At 60.8% G+C, this 19,203-nt stretch carries 16 protein-coding genes; 6 read left to right on the forward strand and 10 right to left on the reverse strand.

All coding sequences use genetic code 11. The features are described from left to right. The 8 genes from M2367_RS08860 to M2367_RS08895 form a co-directional block, all read right to left on the reverse strand. Window positions 1-1,014 (reverse strand): oxygen tolerance domain protein, encoded by a 1,014-nt coding sequence (locus M2367_RS08860; RefSeq protein ID WP_259236472.1) that lies wholly within the window; start codon window positions 1,012-1,014, stop codon window positions 1-3. Next, window positions 1,011-2,537: a VWA domain-containing protein gene (locus M2367_RS08865; protein ID WP_259236473.1), complete on the reverse strand. Its 1,527-nt coding sequence runs from the start codon at window positions 2,535-2,537 to the stop codon at window positions 1,011-1,013. The genes M2367_RS08860 and M2367_RS08865 overlap by 4 nt, the downstream gene beginning before the upstream one ends. After that, the gene (locus tag M2367_RS08870) at window positions 2,534-3,511 is read right to left on the reverse strand and encodes a VWA domain-containing protein (RefSeq protein ID WP_259236474.1); all 978 of its coding nucleotides are present in this window, start codon (window positions 3,509-3,511) and stop codon (window positions 2,534-2,536) included. Before M2367_RS08870 ends, M2367_RS08865 begins: the two co-directional genes overlap by 4 nt. Next, entirely contained in the window at window positions 3,504-3,944 is a 441-nt protein-coding gene (locus M2367_RS08875) for a DUF4381 domain-containing protein (RefSeq protein ID WP_224432364.1), read from the reverse strand. Before M2367_RS08875 ends, M2367_RS08870 begins: the two co-directional genes overlap by 8 nt. Beyond that, window positions 3,945-4,850 (reverse strand): DUF58 domain-containing protein, encoded by a 906-nt coding sequence (locus M2367_RS08880; protein WP_259236475.1) that lies wholly within the window; start codon window positions 4,848-4,850, stop codon window positions 3,945-3,947. Continuing rightward, entirely contained in the window at window positions 4,850-5,854 is a 1,005-nt protein-coding gene (locus M2367_RS08885; protein WP_259236476.1) for a MoxR family ATPase, read from the reverse strand. The genes M2367_RS08880 and M2367_RS08885 overlap by 1 nt, the downstream gene beginning before the upstream one ends. Then, window positions 5,851-7,071: an anaerobic sulfatase maturase gene (locus M2367_RS08890; RefSeq protein ID WP_259236477.1), complete on the reverse strand. Its 1,221-nt coding sequence runs from the start codon at window positions 7,069-7,071 to the stop codon at window positions 5,851-5,853. Before M2367_RS08890 ends, M2367_RS08885 begins: the two co-directional genes overlap by 4 nt. Window positions 7,072-7,196: 125 nt before the next feature. After that, entirely contained in the window at window positions 7,197-8,735 is a 1,539-nt protein-coding gene (locus M2367_RS08895; protein ID WP_259236478.1) for an arylsulfatase, read from the reverse strand. Window positions 8,736-9,407: 672 nt separating this feature from the next. Here M2367_RS08895 and M2367_RS08900 point away from each other — a divergent pair. The 5 genes from M2367_RS08900 to M2367_RS08920 all read left to right on the forward strand — a co-directional run bounded on the left by M2367_RS08900 (window position 9,408) and on the right by M2367_RS08920 (window position 15,645). Further along, the gene (locus M2367_RS08900; protein WP_259236479.1) at window positions 9,408-10,577 is read left to right on the forward strand and encodes an MFS transporter; all 1,170 of its coding nucleotides are present in this window, start codon (window positions 9,408-9,410) and stop codon (window positions 10,575-10,577) included. A gap of 56 nt (window positions 10,578-10,633) precedes the next feature. Beyond that, window positions 10,634-12,613, forward strand: coding sequence for a siderophore amonabactin TonB-dependent receptor (locus tag M2367_RS08905; protein ID WP_259236480.1), 1,980 nt, complete (start codon window positions 10,634-10,636; stop codon window positions 12,611-12,613). Window positions 12,614-12,687: 74 nt separating this feature from the next. Further along, the gene (locus M2367_RS08910) at window positions 12,688-13,704 is read left to right on the forward strand and encodes an amonabactin ABC transporter permease subunit 2 (RefSeq protein WP_259236481.1); all 1,017 of its coding nucleotides are present in this window, start codon (window positions 12,688-12,690) and stop codon (window positions 13,702-13,704) included. Between the two features lie 8 nt (window positions 13,705-13,712). Further along, on the forward strand, window positions 13,713-14,780 hold the full coding sequence (locus M2367_RS08915) for an amonabactin ABC transporter permease subunit 1 (RefSeq protein WP_259236482.1): 1,068 nt from the start codon (window positions 13,713-13,715) through the stop codon (window positions 14,778-14,780). A gap of 43 nt (window positions 14,781-14,823) precedes the next feature. Beyond that, window positions 14,824-15,645: an amonabactin ABC transporter ATP-binding protein gene (locus M2367_RS08920; RefSeq protein ID WP_224432355.1), complete on the forward strand. Its 822-nt coding sequence runs from the start codon at window positions 14,824-14,826 to the stop codon at window positions 15,643-15,645. A gap of 66 nt (window positions 15,646-15,711) precedes the next feature. Here the strand turns inward: M2367_RS08920 and M2367_RS08925 are convergent, their stop codons facing one another. Continuing rightward, window positions 15,712-16,449 (reverse strand): 4'-phosphopantetheinyl transferase, encoded by a 738-nt coding sequence (locus M2367_RS08925; protein WP_404972866.1) that lies wholly within the window; start codon window positions 16,447-16,449, stop codon window positions 15,712-15,714. A 205-nt stretch (window positions 16,450-16,654) separates the two neighbouring features. Between M2367_RS08925 and M2367_RS08930 the strand changes: the two genes are divergently transcribed. Then, window positions 16,655-17,599 carry an iron-siderophore ABC transporter substrate-binding protein gene (locus M2367_RS08930; protein WP_224432353.1) on the forward strand — a complete coding sequence of 315 codons (945 nt, stop codon included), beginning with the start codon at window positions 16,655-16,657 and terminating at the stop codon, window positions 17,597-17,599. An 83-nt stretch (window positions 17,600-17,682) separates the two neighbouring features. On the opposite strand, the gene M2367_RS08935 is transcribed toward M2367_RS08930, so the two are convergent. Beyond that, a complete protein-coding gene (locus M2367_RS08935; RefSeq protein ID WP_404972869.1) occupies window positions 17,683-19,194 on the reverse strand; it encodes an amino acid adenylation domain-containing protein in 1,512 nt (503 codons plus the stop codon). Window positions 19,195-19,203: the final 9 nt, after the last annotated feature.

The following is a 19,203-nucleotide window of genomic DNA, read 5'->3' on the forward strand; positions in this document are numbered from 1 at the left end:
TCATTTCTCCTTCGTAGTCGGGATGAGATCGGGTAAGGGAACAGGATCCCAGAATCGTTTTATGGCGGCCTGGGCAAACAGCCAGCTACACCGGAGCGGACGACGTGCCAGGTATCCGGCACCAGCCAAGATGATGAGTATTGAGATTGTCAGTGCATACCACCATGGGTGAGCCTGGGCTGAAGCACGCAACACAGCTTCCCGACCGGCGGCCCGGGGGGCCCCTATCTGGTAATCGGCTCCGGGAAGTTCGGCCAATTGCCACTCTTGCCGCTCGGTATCCCACCACCTCAAGGCGAGCGGTGGAAGAGTGATGGTGCCTTGTTGCACGGGCAGATAGCGCAAGCGCTCTTCGCGTTGGCCACCAAGGAAGTCGCCTCGCCCAGACTCCAGCAGCCCACTCACGGGGGTGAGTCGCTGGGTTTGCGTTCCTTGGATGGCGTAGAGCAGTTGCGGTATTTGTGCGGGCACGGCTCCTTCTGCCTTCACCGTCACCTGACGCTCGATCGCGTCGCCGGTATGCAGGCTATCGCCCTCTCCTGCGCGATAAAGTGCAATCTGCTGGGTCAGCGTCACCTTGCTGGCGGGCAGAAAACGATCCGGTTGCCGGACATCCGCAGGCCAGGCGATCGCTTGCTCTATGGCAGGCAGTTGAACCGTATGAGGCGCCTGCCCCGCCGAGGAGAGGGTCACCTCCATCGGTGCAAACCTGAGGCTACCCTGATCCCAGGCAGCCACCAGTTTCTCCAGCCGAATACCACTCCAGCTCTTTCCCCCCTCCTGACGCGTCAACAGCTGATTGGGAAGCGGGGTGGTCAGCAGGGCACCATTCTCGACGACCATATCGGGCCAGCTTGGCGGCGGGTTGAACCAGGAATCTGTCCAGTAAGTCACGGCAATGCGCAACGGTTGGCCCGGCACGACCTTGGCAGGTGCCACCAGCTCACGGCTGATATTCATCTCGCTGTGCCCTGGAAAACTGATGATCAGCAGTAGCAATAGCCAGTGTCTCATTGGCCCTCCGGCGCGTCGGCCTGATAAAGATTGCGCAGCAAGCCCGCAGGAGAAAGTTGCACATTGTCATACCACTGCTCCAACTGGGGATTGGCAGTGTCCCCTGGTTGGATATCCTGCTGATTGACCCCCTCCCCTTTTTTCAGATCATCTTTGATCTCATCGGGATCAATCCCCTCTTGCTCCTCTTGTGAGGCCTCTTTATCCCGCTCTTTTTTACGCAGTTGCATGATGATCTCGGCTATCTTGGCACGGTTGGCCTGTGCCATCTCCCAGTCGGGGCGCAGACTGAGGGCCTGATCATAACTGTCTATCGCCTGTTGCCAGGATTTCTGCTGGGCATAGCTGTTACCAAGCCAGAGCAGAGACTCCGGCGTCGCTGGCGCCTGGCGCAAGGCGGTCGAAGCCGCCACATAATCCCCGGCGTAATAACTGGCTAGCCCCCGGCGCAAGGGCTCCTCAAACTGTTGCGCCGCCTGGGCATAATCCTGGCGATCAAACGCAAGCTGACCTTGCTGATCCCCTGTCAACCACCAGTTGATCCAAGCTGCCTCACTGTGGCCGGAGTAGAGGCCGAGCGGCAAGGCCACCAATGCCACACACAGCAGTTGCCTGCGCCAAAAGAGCAGCAGCACCAAGATGGGAATCACCAACCAGTAGCCACTGTCTTTCCACTTCAGATCCTGGCGTGCATTGTTCTGCGCCTGCACCGCATGGGCGATGTTGCCCGAGATGGCGGCGATATCCCCATCATCAGCACTGGCCAGGGTGACCGGGATGCCGGCATCTTGCAGGGACTGAAACTGGTCGACATTGAGCCGGGTATCGATACCGCGATCGGCATAAGCCGCCGGCATGGTGCCCCCTCGCTCTGTGCCCACGACCCAGACCTGCACGGGGAGTCTGGACCCGGTCAAGAAGGTCGCCTCCTCGGCCGTGATGGCATCCGCGACGATCAGCAAGCTGTTTGCCCCATCCGGGGTATCAGGTAAGTTTTTCTGCGCCAGATCAATGGCTTGACCCAGAGCCGAACCGTCCCCCTTGGGCATCAATCCCGGATCTTGCGCGTCGAGAAAGAGGGAGAAGAAGTCCGGATCCTGGGTCAAGGGCGTGGTCAGGTGCGCAGAACTGTCATAGGCGATGAGCCCAAATCCAGTGCCGGGGGAACGCGACACCAGCGACATTATCTTGTGCTGCATACGTTGGTGGCGACTGGGGGTCAGATCTTGCGCATACATCGCCAGATCCTGTTGAAACAACACCATGACGCTGCTCTGTGGCGACAAGGCTGCGGGCAGCTGCTTCTGCCAACTCGGTCCCGCCAACCCAATCACCCCCAACACACACAATAGGGGTAACAGCTGCAGCAAGGGCCTTGTTTGCCCGATGATCAGTGCCTTGGCCACCGGCTTGTCCATGACCTGGTACCAGGCACTTCGCGAATGGCGGACCACAAACCACAGGCCCACGCAGAGCAGCAAGCCCAGCAGACGCCAGGGGTAGAGGAAATGAAAATCGCTCATGTCAGGCTCTCCTTGCGATGAGCCACCAGGGTCGAGAGCAACAAGAGCAGCAGGGCCAGCAACAAGGGCCATTGGTATAAGGGCTGCTGCCAGGACCAGCCCAGGGTTTTCACCTGTACCGGCGTCAGCTCATCAATGGCTTGCCAAGCGCTATCGAGGGCCGCGCCCGTGCGCGCCGCTTGCCAGCTATGCCCCCCGGTGATGTCGGCTATCTGCTTTAACAGGGCAAGATCGACCTTGTCATCGCCCTCACTCTGTTCATCCCCAAAGGCGATGGTGTGGATCTGCACCTGATGCTTGGCGGCCAACTGGGCGGCCAGGGTCGGCGCCAGCTGCGAGGCAGTATCATTGCCATCCGTCAACAAGATGGCTAACTTGCTGGTGTCCCCATCTTGTCCCTTGTCTAGCATCTTGACAGCAACCCCGATGGCATCCCCAATGGCAGTCTGCTCCCCTATCATGGCGGGAGCGAGCTGGGTGATGCGAGCCTGTAGCGCATGCTTATCCGCGCTGATCGGCGCAAACGGGTAAGCGTTGCTGGCAAAAATAACCAGACCCATTCTGTCTTGTTTTCGTGCCGAGACAAACTTGGCGACAGAATCCTGCATGGCTTTCAAGCGGGTATCCCCCCCTGGCAGATCATTTTTCCCCATGGACCCAGAAACATCGAGGATCAGCACCATGTCTCGCATCGGTTTGGTGATGTGCTGAGGCGGGGTCAGCAACTCGGGGCGAGCCAGTGCACAGACCAACAACCCCCAGATGAGCCAAAACAACAGGCGCTGCCACACACTGGATTGTGGCGGCGCCGCCTTGAGGTTCAGCTCTTCGATCAGATGAGGGAGAAAAGGGACCCGTACATACTCTGCAAGTGGCCGCTCTTGGGGTAGCAAGAAACGACTGATGAGGGGCAGCATTATCAGCAACCAGGCCCAGGGCCAGGCAAAGTCAAACCGGGATAGCCAATCAGACATGAGGCAGGCTCCCTATCCAGGTTGCGACCTGCTGAACCAATCGGGCATTTTGTTCATCAGACAACTGATTATCCTGTTGGCAGTAACGCTCGCACAACAGGGATCGCAGTGCCTCGTCGATGGGAACGCCATCCAATAATTGCACCGGCGAGAGGGCTTTCGCTATGTCGGCGCGGGGTCGATGCATGAGTAAAATACGTTTGATCATGGTGATCCAACCATCGGCATCTTCCAGCGTGGTAAGCAGCTGGCTTGCCTCACGCCGCCACAGGTTTCGCCGCCAACGGGCGAGACGGCTTATCAGCATAACAAGCGCCCCCAGCAGCAGCAGGGTAGCCAGCAGATACCAACCTGGGGCCTGTGGCAACCAAGAGACACTGGCTGGCAAGGGGGGGTGCAGCAACTCGGGTACGGTAAAGCCTTTTTCAAGCATTCATGCCCCTTTCTGGAGTTGCCGAACCAGATCCTGGCTGGTCACAATATGATGAACCCTGGCACCTAACCTGCTCAGACGCTGCTCCTGATCTGCCAGCCGCTGGGTGATAGCCCGTTGAATGTCCTGGGTCATGGAGGTCGAGAGCGACACTGTGGCATCGAGTCCCTGATAACGGGCTCCCACAGTCCCCTGAGTGGGGAGCCGCAGATGGAGATCGTCATAGACGACGAAGGCATTCACCTCACAGCGGCGCCTTAACCCCGCAAGGATGGCTTCACAGCGCGTATCCAGATCGTGAAAATCACTGATCATTGCCAGCCAGGCTCCCGGCGGGATCAAGCGATGCACCTGCTGCAATACCTCGGCCAATCCCAACTCTTTCTGGGGCTCGGCAGGGTAGCGCTGTACCAAGGCTTGATTGAAGCGGCTGATGTCCTCAAGCACCGGTCCCAGATTCTGTTTCGGGGAGCGGCAAGGGTGGACAGCCAGATCCTCATCGCTAAATACCACGGCCCCCAAGCGGTCGCTGTCATGCCAGCTGCGCCAGGCAAACAGGCCAGCTATCATGGCGGCCGCCACCGACTTGGTTTTGCCTCGCGTGGTGAAATACATATCCAGGCGTTGGTCAATCAACAGGAAAACGGGCCTCTCCCGCTCCTCGTTATAGAGACGAATCCAGGGAGTACGCAGGCGTGCCGTGGCTTGCCAGTCAATAAGGCGCACGTCATCACCCTCCTGATAGCGGCGCAGCCCTTCAAAGTTCAAGCCCCGTCCCTGCTGACGGGAGACTCGCTCCCCGGCAAGGGCTCCTGGCGAAAGCCGCTCGGGGGCATTGTTGAGCAACTTGGCCTCCCCTGCCAGCGCCATCAATGCGGCGCGATCGATGCTGAATAATGGTTCCATCAGGCGACAACGGTCTCGAGCAGTGTCCGGATGGCATCATCTGCCGAGAAACCGTCCGCATTGGCCTGATAGCTCATCATCAGACGATGGCGCAACACGGCAGGGGCAATATCCTTGATGTCTTGTGGCAAGACGCTGTCACGTCCTGCCAACCAGGCGTTGGCTCGGGCGCAGCGCTCCAGTGCCAATGTTCCCCGTGGACTGACACCGAGGCTGATGTAGCTCGCCAGGACGTCACTCACCCCTTGCGGATGGCGGGTCATGGCCACCAGGTTGACGATATAGTGCTCCATGGCCGGGGCAACATGGACTCGGGATACCTCCTGCCAACAGGCCTGTAGATCCTGTTGCGCCACCAGTTTGTCTGGCATCACAGAGGGCGCACTGTCTGTGCCGGGGCTGATGCCCTCATACTTCTCCCGCTGTTCTGCCCTGACCAGTTGCATGACAAGCTGTTCGTTCTCTTTGGAGGGATACTCCACCAACACTTTCATCAAGAATCTGTCCAACTGGGCCTCTGGCAGTGGCCAGGTCCCCTCCTGGTCGACCGGGTTCTGAGTGGCCAACACCATGAAGAGCCCTGGCAATGGCCAGCTTTTCCCAGCCACGGTCACATGGCGCTCTTCCATCGCCTCGAGCAAGGCCGACTGCACCCGGGCGGAGGCGCGGTTGATCTCGTCGGCGAGAATGATATTGCCAAACACGGGGCCAGGTCTGAACCTGAACAGCTCTTCCTCCGTGGTCGCATGCTGCTGGTAGATTTCGCTGCCGGTAATATCCGATGGCAGCAGATCAGGCGTGAACTGAATCCGGCTATATTCCCCTTCTATCTGTCGGGCAAGCGCGCGCACCGCGCGGGTCTTGGCCAAGCCTGGCAAGCCCTCCAGCAGCACGTGCCCATCGCACAGCAACGCGATGATCAGCATCCTGACCAACCCCTCTTGCCCGATCACCTGTTCATTCATGCGCAACTCAAGCTGGCGCAGCTTCTCCCTGTGACTCATGAGCGAGCTCCCGATTGTTCGTTTTGCAAAATAGTGGCAATCCCCACCACCATGGGCTGGGCGAAGTCGAAGAAGGCCTTGATGCCCGGGCAGAGGTAGTTGAGGCCCAACTCGCCATCAGGGGTTCTCACTATGCGATTTTTAGGGCACTCCCCCCAGCACAGGCTGAGGTAAGGACAACGCTTGCAGTAGTCAGGCAGGGTATCTTTCTTGCCGAACCCAAAGGCTTTCTGACGCTCGGAAAAGGCCATGTGCGCCAGTGGGGTGGTCTCAATATTGCCCAACTGATATTCCGGATAGACGTAGTGATCGCAGGAATAGATATCGCCATTCTTCTCAACGGCCAACCCCTTGCCACAAAACTCCGAGGTGATGCAGATCTGGGCAGGCATCCCCATGGTCTGGGCAACCGCCGTCTCGAACAGATTGACCTGCACACGGCCCAGATCGTTGTTGACCCACTCCTCAAACACCGCGATCAGGAAGCGTCCCCAGTCATCGGGATCGACCGACCAATCCGTCACAATAGAATCCAGATCTCCCGGTTTGGCCCGTCGCGATCCCGTTACGGGAATGGTGTCGTCATGCCAAAACTGCGGCGCGGTTGACTTAAAATCGACAGGTTCAACACAAGGATTGAACTGGATGTAAGTTGCCCCAAGCTCCTGAGTCAGAAAACGATACACCTCGAGGGGGAAGCGAGCATTGGTGCGGTTGATGGTGACGAGGGCATTGAAAGGAACCTGATGGCGCTTGAGCGCGGCAACCCCATCCATCACCTTGTCGAAGGTGGGCTTGCCACTGCGGGTCAGGCGATATCTGTCATGTAACTCACGGGGCCCATCGATGGACAGACCCACTAAAAAATGGTGTTCCTTCAGGAACTCGGCCCACTGATCATTGATCAGGATGCCATTGGTTTGCAGGTCATTCTCGATGCGTTGACCCGGCTTTTTATATTGCTGTTGAAACTTGACGACCTTGTGGAAAAACTCCAGGCCCATCAGCGTTGGTTCACCGCCTTGCCATGAGAAGACAACTTGTTCTCCATCCTGGCTGGCAATGTATTGACGGACAAAATTTTCCAGCACCTCATCGCTCATACCGGTATGGCGATCCTGATGCAGCAACTCTTCTTTATGCAGGTAGAAGCAGTAGGTGCAATCTATGTTGCAGGTTGAGCCTGTCGGCTTGGCCATCACATGAAAACGCCGCACCCAAGCTGGTCCCTTGCCGATATATTTCTCTGCCGACGCCAAGGCTTTAACAGGCAATGTTGTGCTGTGCTTCATAATGCTCCCTAGATATGGGTGGGGTTTCCCCCACCCTGAACAGCAGTCAATTAATTGTTCTTGTTAGTGCCTTGCTCAATGATCGCACTCACATCAGAGACGGTGAAGGAACCCGGTTTCTGGCGTGGTGGGAACTCTTTGAAGCTCTGGATCATCTCGGTAGCGTACTTCTGTGCGCCGCCGAGCAGGTACATACGATCGTAGAACCAGGTGTCATAACCCATGCCGTCACTGCCTTTCTCCAGGGGATCCACTTCCAGGTCGAAGATCATCGGCGCACGCAGTTTGACAAACGGGTAGCGCCACAGATCCAGCCCGGTGTGCTCCTGGATCATGAAGTGGGCCTTCCAGCGACCGTAACGCATGGCAAGCAGATCGCCATCATCGCTCCAGTAGAAGAACTCTTTACGCTGGCTCGGTGCTTTTCCTTGCAGATAGTCGAGCTGGTTATAGCCATCCAGGTGAACCTTGTAGGTTATCGCCGGGGTCTTGTATCCCTTGAGCAGCTTGTCCTTGATATCAGGCTCGCCCGCTGCGGCCACCAGGGTCGGGAACCAGTCATTACTGCCGAAGATATCGTTGATCATGGTGCCCGGTTTGATGTGCCCCGGCCACTTGGCCATTGCAGGTACCCGGAAGCCCCCTTCCCAGCCAGTATTCTTCTCGCCGCGGAACGGTGTAATACCGCCATCGGGCCAGGTCGCCGTCATGGGACCGTTGTCCGTGGTGTAGACGACGATGGTGTTGTCTTCGATACCGAGGTCTTTGATCTTCTTCAGGACCTCGCCAACCATCTTGTCGTGCTCAACCATGCCATCTGCGTAATCACCCAAGCCAGTCACACCCTTGCTGCCATCTTTCAGGTGAGTCTTGTTGTGCATGCGGGTGGTGTTGAACCAGGTGAAGAAGGGCTTCTTGGCCTTGACCTGACGCTCCATGAAGTCGTTGTTGGCGGCCAGGGTCTCTTCATCGACAGTGCCCATGCGCTTGACGGTAAGCGGGCCTGTATCTTCAATCTTGCCATCGGCACTGCTCTTGATGACGCCGCGCGGGCCAAACTGCTTGCGGAAGGCGGGATCTTTCGGGTAATCCGAGTTTTCCGGCTCCTCTTCCGCATTCAGGTGATAGAGGTTGCCCAGGAACTCGTCGAAACCATGGGCGGTCGGCAGGAATTCATCGCGATCCCCCAGGTGGTTCTTGCCAAACTGACCAGTCGCATAACCCAACTGCTTCAATACATTGGCGATGGTCGGATCTTCTTTTTGCAGCCCCTGAGGTGCCCCGGGCATCCCTACCTTGCTCATCCCGGTACGAAACGGCATCTGACCGGTAATGAAAGAGGAGCGGCCTGCCGTCGAGCTCTGCTCCGCATAGTAGGAGGTGAACTTGGCCCCCTCTGCAGCAATGCTGTCAATATTGGGGGTCTGGTAACCCATCATGCCCTGGTTATAGGTACTCAGGTTCCAATAACCAATGTCATCACCGAAGATGACCACTATGTTGGGTTTCCCCTTATCTTGCTCTGGGGCGGTTTTGGCCGCGTCGGCAGCATGTGCCGAAGAAGTAGCACCAAAGGCCAGCGTCAACATGCTGGCGATCAAGGTCCTTTTGGATGGTAGGCTGTTCAGCATTCTCATGACTCCATTTTTTAGAAGGTCGGACTCAGTGTATAGACAAAGCAACTTAGGATGGTTGCCTTTGTTTATAAAACACACCGTTTCAGCCACCCGACATACGAAAGTGCCACATTAAAATGAGCACTAACACAAAGGGTTAACTCCAGCAGACTCGATGCATCGCTGGATCCCGGCTCGGCGCTGGTACTCATTTTTATGCTTGCAGCGTATGACGACATTGTGATGGCAGCACTGTCATACTGTGTCACAAATGAGCCACCATCAACCATGATACGGCCTGAACCAGAGGTCACTTCTGAGGCCCCAGCTTTGTGATATGCCTCGCAAAAGCGTGAGGGAAGCGTCTGGAGGTTGGGGGGCGCCGGGCGGTTCAGACCGCCGCCAGGGGTAAACCTCGGGTCAATCCAGTTGGCAGGAGCAGGTTTATCGAGCAAGAGTCCGTTTGACGCTGCTTTAAGGATGTGATCGAGATTAACTAATACAAATAAAAACAATTATCATTTGTTGTCATGAAAAAAATCCTCGGATAGAATTCGGGCTCCTTTGCTCGAGAAGACTCTTGTGATCCCTAAGCTCCACAGTGCCTACCCCTCGTCGGTCATACATTTAGCACTATTAATCAATATGTTATCCATGGGTAGCATGATGATGGTGATGCCGCTTGGAGCGGATCTGGTGCTTTATCTGGGCATGGCACCCGAGCTGACCGGTTACTTCAGTGGTGGCGCGACCCTGGGGGCGGCCCTGGTGGGACTCCTCGCCGCCCCCTGGCTGGATCGCTTCAATCGACGCCCTGCTCTGCTGCTGCTGCTGACCCTGCGCTTCCTGCTGCTGATTGCCTGCTCCCTGGTACAAAACAGCCAGCAACTGCTGATCCTCTTCATTCTCTCCGGCTGTGTCGCCGGCCCGCTCTCGGCCATCTTGATGGCGGCCGTGCTGGATCTGGTACCCCCGGCCGAACGGGGCCGCAAGCTGGCCTATGTCGGCATGGCTTTTTCCCTCGCCGCCATATTGATAGTGCCTCTCTCCCTGACGCTCTCTCAATGGTTCGGCTGGCAGAGTCCCTTCCTGTTGCTCGGCGGCGCCGGGCTGCTGCTGGTGTTGGCCGCCTATCTGCTGCTGCCCTCCCTGCCGGTCAGGCAGGAGCCGAGTCTGGTTGGCATCTGGCGTCTGGCAACATCCCCCCTCTGCCTGGGAGCCCTCACCGTGCTTGCCCTGCAGATGGCCGGCCACTTTCTGCTCATTCCGCACTTTGCCAACTACTTCCAGTTCAACCTGGCTTTCCCCCGGGAACAGATAGCCGCCCTCTACCTGTGCGGTGGCCTGGCTAGCATGGCAACCATGCGACTGTGCGGTGTCTGGATTGATGGCGGCCGCGCTCAGGGTGCCATCCTGATCACCAGTCTGCTGCTCGCGCTGGTCACCTTCGTTGGCTTCGCCCAGCCCTTGGGGCTGCCCATCTATCTGCTATTCACCCTGTTTATGGCGCTGAGCTCGGCCCGCTCCAGCACCACCCTGGCCATCACGGCGGCCATCCCCGCCCCCCAGCAGCGCGCCGCCTTCATGTCATTCCAGGGGACGGTCACCAATATTGCCGCCGGGCTCGCCAGCCTGGGATCGGCCCGCTATCTGCAATCGGATGAACAGGCCCGTCTGCTGGGCTTCGACACCCTCGCCTGGCTCAATATCGCCTGTACCCTGCTGGCTTGCCTGGGTGTGGTATTGCTGCTCAGGGCACTGAAGAATTCACATAACAATAATAAGTCTGACAAGCAGGTCAGACAGGGAAGTTAGTGAGCCTAATAAGCTGTTTTTCCTCAACAATAAATACGTTTAAATGGAGTTTTGACATGCAGTTCACCCCCGGCTTTCCCTTGAACCCGTTGCAAACCAGCCTGATCTCCCTCGGCCTGCTGGCGATGCCAGCCCTGGCTCAGACTGAGCCAACCAAAGCCAACGAGACCATAGTCGTCACTGCGACCCAGACCAAGCACACCGAGTTCACCGCACCGGCCAGCGTGTCCGTGGTGAGCCGCGCCGATCTGGACAAGATGAACGTCAATAACATTGGCGATGCGCTCAAGCATGTGCCGGGTGTCAACATCATCGCCACCAACCCCACCGGCCGTAACGAGATCAAGATCCGTGGCATGGGGGGCGACTACACCCTGCTGCTGATCAACGGCAAGCGCGTCAACGCCCGCGAGACCCTGGGCAGCGCCTACGGCAACGACTTCGACCTGAGCTCCATCCCCATGGCGGCCATCGAGCGCATCGAGGTGATCCGTGGCCCCGTTTCCTCCCTGTACGGTGCCGATGCGCTGGGCGGCGTGGTCAACGTGATCCTGCGCCAGGCCAAGGAAAAAACCGAGGCAGCCGTGGCCTACACCCACACCATGCCCACCAAGGGTGAAGGTGGCGATGCCAACCAGGGCAGCGCCTTTGTCTCTGGTGCCCTGATCGACAACAAGCTGCTGGGCAGCGTGGTGGTCGAGGGATATCAGCGTGACAACTGGAAGAGCGAGCAGAGCAACAACCCGGATGCCGATGCCCTGGAAAAGCGTGAAGTGGTCAACGTGCTCTCCAGCCTGAAGTGGCTGGTCAGCGACAACCAGGACATCGATTTCGATCTGGGCTACAACCAGAACGACATGGACAGCTACTTCAACAACGTGCCGCGCGCGCCGACCGCACCGGCCACCCCGCACAACGTGCAGGAGCTCGATCGCCTGAGCCTGGGGCTGACCCACAATGGCCGTTGGCAACATTTCGACAGCCGGGTCCGCTACTACTTCGAGCAGACCGATCTGATGGATGACTCCCAGCTCAATGGCGGCGCCGCCGATGTCACCCAGACCAACAACACCGTCGACGGTCAGGTCAGTGGCTACCTTGGGGATCACCTGCTCACCTCCGGCGCCGAATTCCGCGATACCGAGCTCGAGCACAGCCGCAACATCACCACTGGCAGCGTCAGCGCCAGCCAGAGCGCCGTCTATCTGCAAGACGAGTTCAGCTTCGGCGATCTGGCCCTGACCCTCTCCGGTCGCCTCGATCACCACGAGACCTATGGCAACGAGTTCAGCCCCCGTGCCTATGCCCTCTACACCCTGACCGATGAGTGGGTGCTCAAGGGCGGTATCGGCAAGGCGTTCAAGGCCCCGACCCTGGCCCAGTCCAGCGAAGGCTTCTCCACCACCGCCTGCCGTGGCGCCTGCCAGGTGATCGGCAACCCGGATCTGAAGCCGGAAACCGCGGTCAGCTATGAGTTCGGTACCGCCTACGAGGCCGATCGTTTCGGCGCCGGTGTGACCGGTTTCCACAACGAAATCGAAGACTTGATCCAGAGCGATCAGTGGGGCCCTGGCTACCGTCCGACCGTGATGACCTACCTCAACGTCAAGAAGGCCCGCATCAAGGGTCTGGAACTGACCGGTTGGGTCGATGTGCTGGACAATGTGCAGCTGGGCGCGAACTGGACCCTGCTTGACTCCGTCGATCGCAGCACCGGCGACGATCTGGCCAAGACCCCGGATCACACCGGCAACCTCAGCCTGGACTGGCAAGCGTCCGACGTCGTCAGCGCCAACCTGGCCTGGCAATATGTGGGCAGCCAGATCATCAAGGTGCCGGCGCGCAACGCCCAGGCGTTCAAGTCCGAGAGCTACCAGACCCTGGACGTCAACACCAACTGGACAGTGACCCAGGCCCTGGACTTCAAGCTCGGCATCACCAATCTCACCAACACCCAGCGAGACGAAGTCGCCACCGACGCAGACTTCATCCTGGAAGGTCGCTCCGTCTATGCCGGCGTAGAGTACAAGCTGTAATAACCCCTGTATGCGGGAGCCCAAGCGGGCTCCCTTTTTGCGTTTCTATCGTCTCGATTTAAAGGAGTCTTTGAGTGCTCAGGTACCAAGCGAAGCTGTTCTGGCTCGGAGTGCTGCTCCTCTTCCTGCTGATTTCTCTGTCACTGGCCACGGGCGCCGGTGTCTATGGTGGCCGCGAGGTCGCCGGTTTCCTGTTGGGCGATCCTCTCCTCGTCGCCGATGAAAAACTCGCCATGATAGTCAATACCCTGCGCCTGCCCCGCACCCTGGCGGCCCTGGTGGTGGGTGTCTGTCTCGCGCTGGCCGCCTCCATGCTGCAAAGTGCCACCCGCAATCCCCTGGCCGAACCCGGCCTGCTCGGCGTCAACGCCGGCGCCGTGTTCGCCCTGGTCATCGGCCTCACCTACTTCGGGGTCGAATCCGCCTACGGTTATCTGCTCTGGTCCGGCATGGGCGCCCTGCTCGGTAATGTCATCGTACTGGGCCTCGGCCTGATGGTGGGTAAATCCAACCCGCTCAAACTCATCCTGGTGGGGGTCGCCCTCTCCGCCACCTTCGGCGGCCTCTCCAACTTCCTGCTGCTCTCCAACAAGGTGGTGCTTGAGCAGTTCCGTTTCTGGAACTTAGGATCCCTGGCCGCCTCCAGTCAGGATGCGGTACTGACCGTGCTGCCCTTCGCCCTGGCTGGCCTGCTGCTGACCCTGGCCCTGTGCCGCCAGCTCACCCTGATGCAGATGGGGGACAACCAGGCCCAGGCGCTCGGCATCCGGCCGACCCGGGTGCGCATCGGCGTGCTCTTGGCCGCCACCCTGTTCACCGCCTGCGCCATCGCCATCGCCGGTCCCATCGGTTTCGTCGGCTTCCTCGCCGCCTATTGCGCCCGTCTGGTGGAGCCGGTACGCCTCGCCATCCAGGTGCGCTTCTCCGCCCTGTTTGGGGTGCTGTTCCTGCTCGGTGCCGACATACTGGCGCGCTGGCTGCTGCAGCCGTTCGAGCTGCCGAACGGGGTGATCCTGGCGCTGATCGGCGCCCCCGTGCTCATCCTGGTGGTGCGCAGCGGCGGTTTCCGCTCCCTGTTGGCCGTGAAATAGGGCATCTCATGACGCATACAATCAACAAGACTCCCTCGCCCGCCCTGCCAAGCGGCACCTTCTGCCTGCGAATGGGCAGCCGTACCCTGCTGCTTGAGCGCCGCGCCTGGTTCATCACCCTCGCCCTGGCGGTGGTGCTGGTGCTGCTCTCCCTGTTGGCGCTGACCCTGGGCTCGGGCAAGATCACCATGTTGGGGGTCATCCAGACCCTGCTGGGCGAGGGGAGCCGGCTCAGCGAGGTGACGGTGTTCAAGATCCGGTTGCCACGCATCGTCGCCGTGCTGGTGGCGGGCGCCGCCATGGGCCTCTCCGGCTGCCTGGTACAGACCCTCATTCGCAACCGCCTCGCCACCCCGGACATGATCGGGGTCAACGAGGGGGCCTCCCTGGCCATCATCATCTTCTCCCTCTACCTGACCCTGGGCAGCTGGCCCTGGTGGGCCGCGCCGCTCGGCGCCCTGTTCGCCGCGGCCGTGCTCTATGCCCTGTGCAACAAGCCGGGGGAGCAGGGTTACCTGTTCGTGGTGATCGGCATCGGCGTCTCCGAGCTGATGAACGCCATCGGCCAGTTCGCCATGTCCACCCAATCCCTGGTGCACCTCACCAGCCTCTATCTGTGGAACATGGGCAACTTCGTCGGCCAGGGCTATGGCACTGTCGTACCGGTGGGAATACTGATCCTGCTGATCTGCCCCTGGATCATCTACCTCTCCCGCGCCCTCGGCGTGTTGCGCCTAGGATCCGTCACCGCCCAGACCCTCGGGGTGAATGTGAACCGGGTGCAGCTCGGGGTGCTGGCCCAGGCCATCATGGTGGCGGCGCTCGGCACCGCCATCGGCGGCCCGGTGGTGTTCATCGCCATGGCCGCCCCCATCCTCGCCTCCTGGCTCAGCCGGGATCGCACAGTGCCGCTCTGGATAGCAGCGCTGTCCGGCGCCCTGCTGCTGCTGGCGAGCGATACCCTGGTGCGGGTGCTGGCCAGCCCCCATGAGGTCGCCACCGGCATCATGACCCGTATTCTTGGCGGCATGCTGCTGCTGTTCATTCTGATCAAAGACAGACAACGGGCGGACTGATCATGACACTCATCCATTTCCAAGACAGACCGAGGGCCGCCTGATGACGCTCACCACCCATAACCTGCATTTCGGCTATCAGCACAAGACGGTCTTCAACGACGTCTCCTTCACCATTCCCAGGGGCAAACTGGTGGGCATCGTCGGCCCCAACGGCGGTGGCAAGTCCACCCTGCTCAAGCTGCTGGCGGGCCAGGAGCAGCCCCAGAGCGGGGAGATCCTGCTCAAAGGCAAGCCCCTAGGGAGCTATGGCATGAAGGCCCTGGCCCGGGAGCTGGCCTACCTGCCCCAGCGGCCGCTGATGCCCGCCGGTATCCGGGTCGAGCAGCTGGTGCAATATGGTCGCCACCCCCATCAGGGCTGGTTCAATCAGTGGAGCGAGGAGGATGCGCGCATGGTGCGCTGGGCCCGGGAGCAGATGCAGCTCGATGCCATCTGGCAGCAGAGTGCCAGTTCGCTGTCCGGCGGTCAGGCCCAGCGGGTCTGGCTCGCCATGGTGCTGGCCCAGGATGCGGACATCATCTTGCTGGACGAACCCACCAGCGCGCTGGACATCGGCCACCAGACCGAGGTGATGGAGGCCATCCACCAGATCACCGCCGAGGGCAAGACGGTGCTCATCGTCATTCACGATCTCGCCACCGCCGCCCGCTACTGCGACGAGCTGATCGCCCTGGGAGACGGCGGCGTTCAGGCCATGGGGCCCGCCCGGGAGGTGGTGACCAAGGCGCTCATCGACCGCCTCTACCAGACCGACGTCGATATCCTGCACGCCCCCGGCGACGGCGCCCCGGTGATAGTGCCGCGCAGACGCACCGAAGCGGCTTCGCAAACGGATAACCCTGCGGCCAGACAGCAGGCCTGAATGAAAAAACCGCCCATCCGGCGGTTTTTTACTGTCTCATCCCTTATGTCTTGCCCCCATCCGCCGTCAAAGTGCCAGCAGGGTGAGCAGACCCCCGGGCAGCCGTTGCCAGTGCAGGGTGCAGTGCCAGCCAGCGGGCAAGTCCGGGGCAAGCGCCGTCTTCAGGCTCAAAGTCAGAGATTGGGCCCCCATGGCCGACCAGCTGGCATCGAGAAAATCGAAATAGCGCCCCACCCTGGGATGGAGCGCCTTGAACAGGCTCTCCTTGGCCGAAAACACCAGGGTCAGCCCCTCTGCCACGCTCAGATCGGCAGCGGTGGCGCTCTCTGCCAGCCTCGCCCACTCCTCCTTATCGACGATGCCGGGCCAGAGCTGCGCGGCCTGGTCGGCATCGAGCCAGGCCTCCAGATCCAGCCCGAGCCCGGCGTGGCCGGGGCGCACTGCACAGAGCGCCATCCCCTCCCCCAGCAGCTGGCTGTGGCTGATGCTGCCCTCCATCCCCGCGGGCCAGCAGGGCGCTCGATCCTGGCCTATGGCCACCACCTGGTCCCCCAGGCCGTAGGGGCTCAGGGCATGGCGCGCCGCCAGCCGACCCGCCAGAAACTCTCCCTGACGCTTGCTCACCGCCCCCTGCAGGGTCGCGGGCAACAGGATGCCGTGCGCCGCGAAGCAGGCCGGGCTGAAGGCGGCGGCATCGAAACAGACCCGGTGGATCGGCAGCTTGTCCATCCCCGCCACTGTCAGCAGGTCGGTGTGGCGGATGAACTCCGTGGCGGGGAGAGCCGGGGGAAGGAAAGGTAGCATCAGCACAATCTCGCAATGGGGAGCCCATGGTAGCAAAGCGCCGCCATGGCACAAATACAAATGACAACGTTTCTCAATTAACTTGTGGTAGCATAGTCCCGCCCATTTGGGGCCGATAGCAGACGGCTCATTCAGGCAACGCGTTCCGGTAATCAAATAGTGCCCGCAAACGGTGGCGCCGATTTCACCCATTAAGGATGTAACCATGACGATCCCCTCCCCCTTGGTAGCCGCGCTGGTACTGGCCAGTGTGATCGGCTGTCAGGCCCAGGCCCAGACTGACACCCGTCAAGTGACCGATGCCGATGGCAACACCCTGAGCGTGCCCGCTCACCCCAAACGGGTAGTGGTGCTGAGTGAGCTCGATCTCGACACCGCCCTGACCCTGGGGGTGCAACCGGTCGGTACCGTCAACGGCCGTGGCCAGGCTACCCTGCCCCGCTACCTGCAAGGCAAGGCGGGCAAAGATATCGCCGTGGTCGGGGATCTGGACAATCCCAATCTGGAGCGCTTGATCGATCTGGAGCCGGATCTCATCCTGACCAATCAGACCAAGCCCGAGCTGCTGAGCCTGCTCAAGGAGATCGCCCCCACCGTGGTCACCGGCAACTGGGGTCAGCCCTGGAAAGAGGTGTTCAGCCGCAGCGCCCTGGTGCTCAATAAAGAAGCCGAAGGCAAGGCCTTCCTCGCCCAGTATGAGGCCCGTCTGCAACAGGCCCGCACCACGCTTGCCCAGCATCAGGGCGAGCGCTTGAGCATAGTGCGCTGGAATCCGAAGGGACCGAGCTACATGCACGGCGGCACCTTCGCCAGCAGCGTGGTGATGGAGATGGGTCTGGCCCGCCCGCCGCACCAGATAGGCGACAAGAGCCCCCACTCCCCGGCCCTGAGCCTGGAGTCCCTCAATCTGCTGGACGGTGACTGGCTGGTGATCGGCACCCTGAGTGCCAGCGGCGATGCGGTGGATGCCATGCAGCAGGCCGAACAGACCCCGGCCTTCCAGCAGCTAGGTGCCATCAAGGCCAAGCGTTTCGGCGCCGTGGACGGGTCGCTCTGGACCTCCACCGGTGGTCCCCAGGCCGCCCTCAAGGTGATCGACGATGTCGAGCAGCTGATGAGCAAACCGGATGCGCTCCCCGTCACCCGCTGATCCTGCCCGTCCCCCCGTCAAAAAGAGAAGCCCGCATCGCTGCGGGCTTCTTGTTTATCGGCTTCTTGAGTTGTCCCGTCGCCTCACTCCGGCAAGGGCAGCGCCTTTCTGTCCAGTTTCCCGCTGCCGGTCTTGGGCAGGGCATCCAGCAGGATAATACGTGCCGGCACCATATAGTGCGGCAGGCTGGCCTGTAGCCCCTTGCGCAGGGCCAGGCGATTGAGGGTCACCCCGGCTTTGGCCTCCACATAGCCCACCAGCATGGCCTCGTCCCCTTCGCCAAGCAGCCGCACCGCCGCCTCCTGCACCCCGGGTTGACGGCGCAGGCCCGCCTCAACCTCGCCGAGTTCGATGCGAAAACCGCGCAGTTTTATCTGATCGTCCCGCCGCCCCAGATAGCGGAAGCTATCCGCCCCCAGCTGCCGCACTCTGTCGCCCGTGCGATAGAGGCGATGATTATCGAGCCGCAGGAAGGCCGCAGCGGTGAGGGCGGGTTTGCGCCAGTAACCCTCGCACAGGGCCGGACTCTCGATGCAGAGCTCGCCGCACTCCCCCTCTGCCACCGGCTGCCCCGTCTCGTCCAGCACCCAGTGGCGATAGCCGGGCAGGCTGTGACTGATGGTGATCTGCCCGTCGATCGGGGGCCAGCGCACCTCGCTCACCAGAGACCAGACGGTGGCCTCGGTCGGGCCATAACAGTTCCACAGCCGCCGGGTGCGGCTGCATAGTTGCTCGGCCAGCCCCGGATCCAGCGCCTCCCCCCCGCACAGGGCGGTCAGGCTATCACTCCCCTGCCAGCCCGCTTTGAGCAGCATGCGCCAGCAAGCCGGGGTCGCCTGCAGCCAGTTGATGGACGAGTCCGCCGCCAGCAGCGCCAGCATCCCCAGGGGATCCTTGTTGTGCGCGTTGTCCGCCACCGTCAGCCGGCCACCGCTCCAGAGCGGCCCCAGCATCTCCAGCAGGGAGATGTCGAAGGCCGGGGTGGTGATGAACAGCCAGTGACAAGCCGGGGTCAACCCGAGCCGCTCGCGGATCCCGTCGAGGAAGCAGAGCAGCGCACGCCGACTGATCACCACCCCCTTGGGTTCACCGGTCGAACCCGAGGTGAACATCATGTAGGCCGCTTGACTGTCATCCACCCGAGGCCAGAACATGGCCGCGTTCTCGTCGCCGGGTGCCAGCCGCGACAGCGGGCGCAGCGGGCAACCAAAGTCGGGCACCCCTTCGGCATGGTTGCAGATCACCGCCGAGAGCCGGGCCTGCCGGGCGATGCCCTGCAACCGCTCCACCGGGAAATCCGGCTCCAGAGGCACGAAGCAGAGGCCGAGCCGCAAACAGGCGAGCAGGCTGGCCACCAGATCCGGCGTGCGATCCAGATAGAGACCTACCCGCTCCCCCACCGCCAGCCCCTGCAGGCTGGCGGCAATCTGGTCGACCCGGCCACTCAGCGCCCCATAGTCTTGCCAGACTCCATCCATGGCGATGGCCGGAGCCAGTGGTGTGCCATTGAGCATGCTCGTCAAGCGAGCACTCAGCCCCTGCCCAACCACCTCGGCATGTGGCGGGGTTGTCCCCGCCTTGCTGGCTGCCAGCAATGCCTGCGC

The organism is Aeromonas sp. BIGb0445, assembly GCF_024809075.1.
GTDB classification, from domain to species: domain Bacteria; phylum Pseudomonadota; class Gammaproteobacteria; order Enterobacterales; family Aeromonadaceae; genus Aeromonas; species Aeromonas rivuli.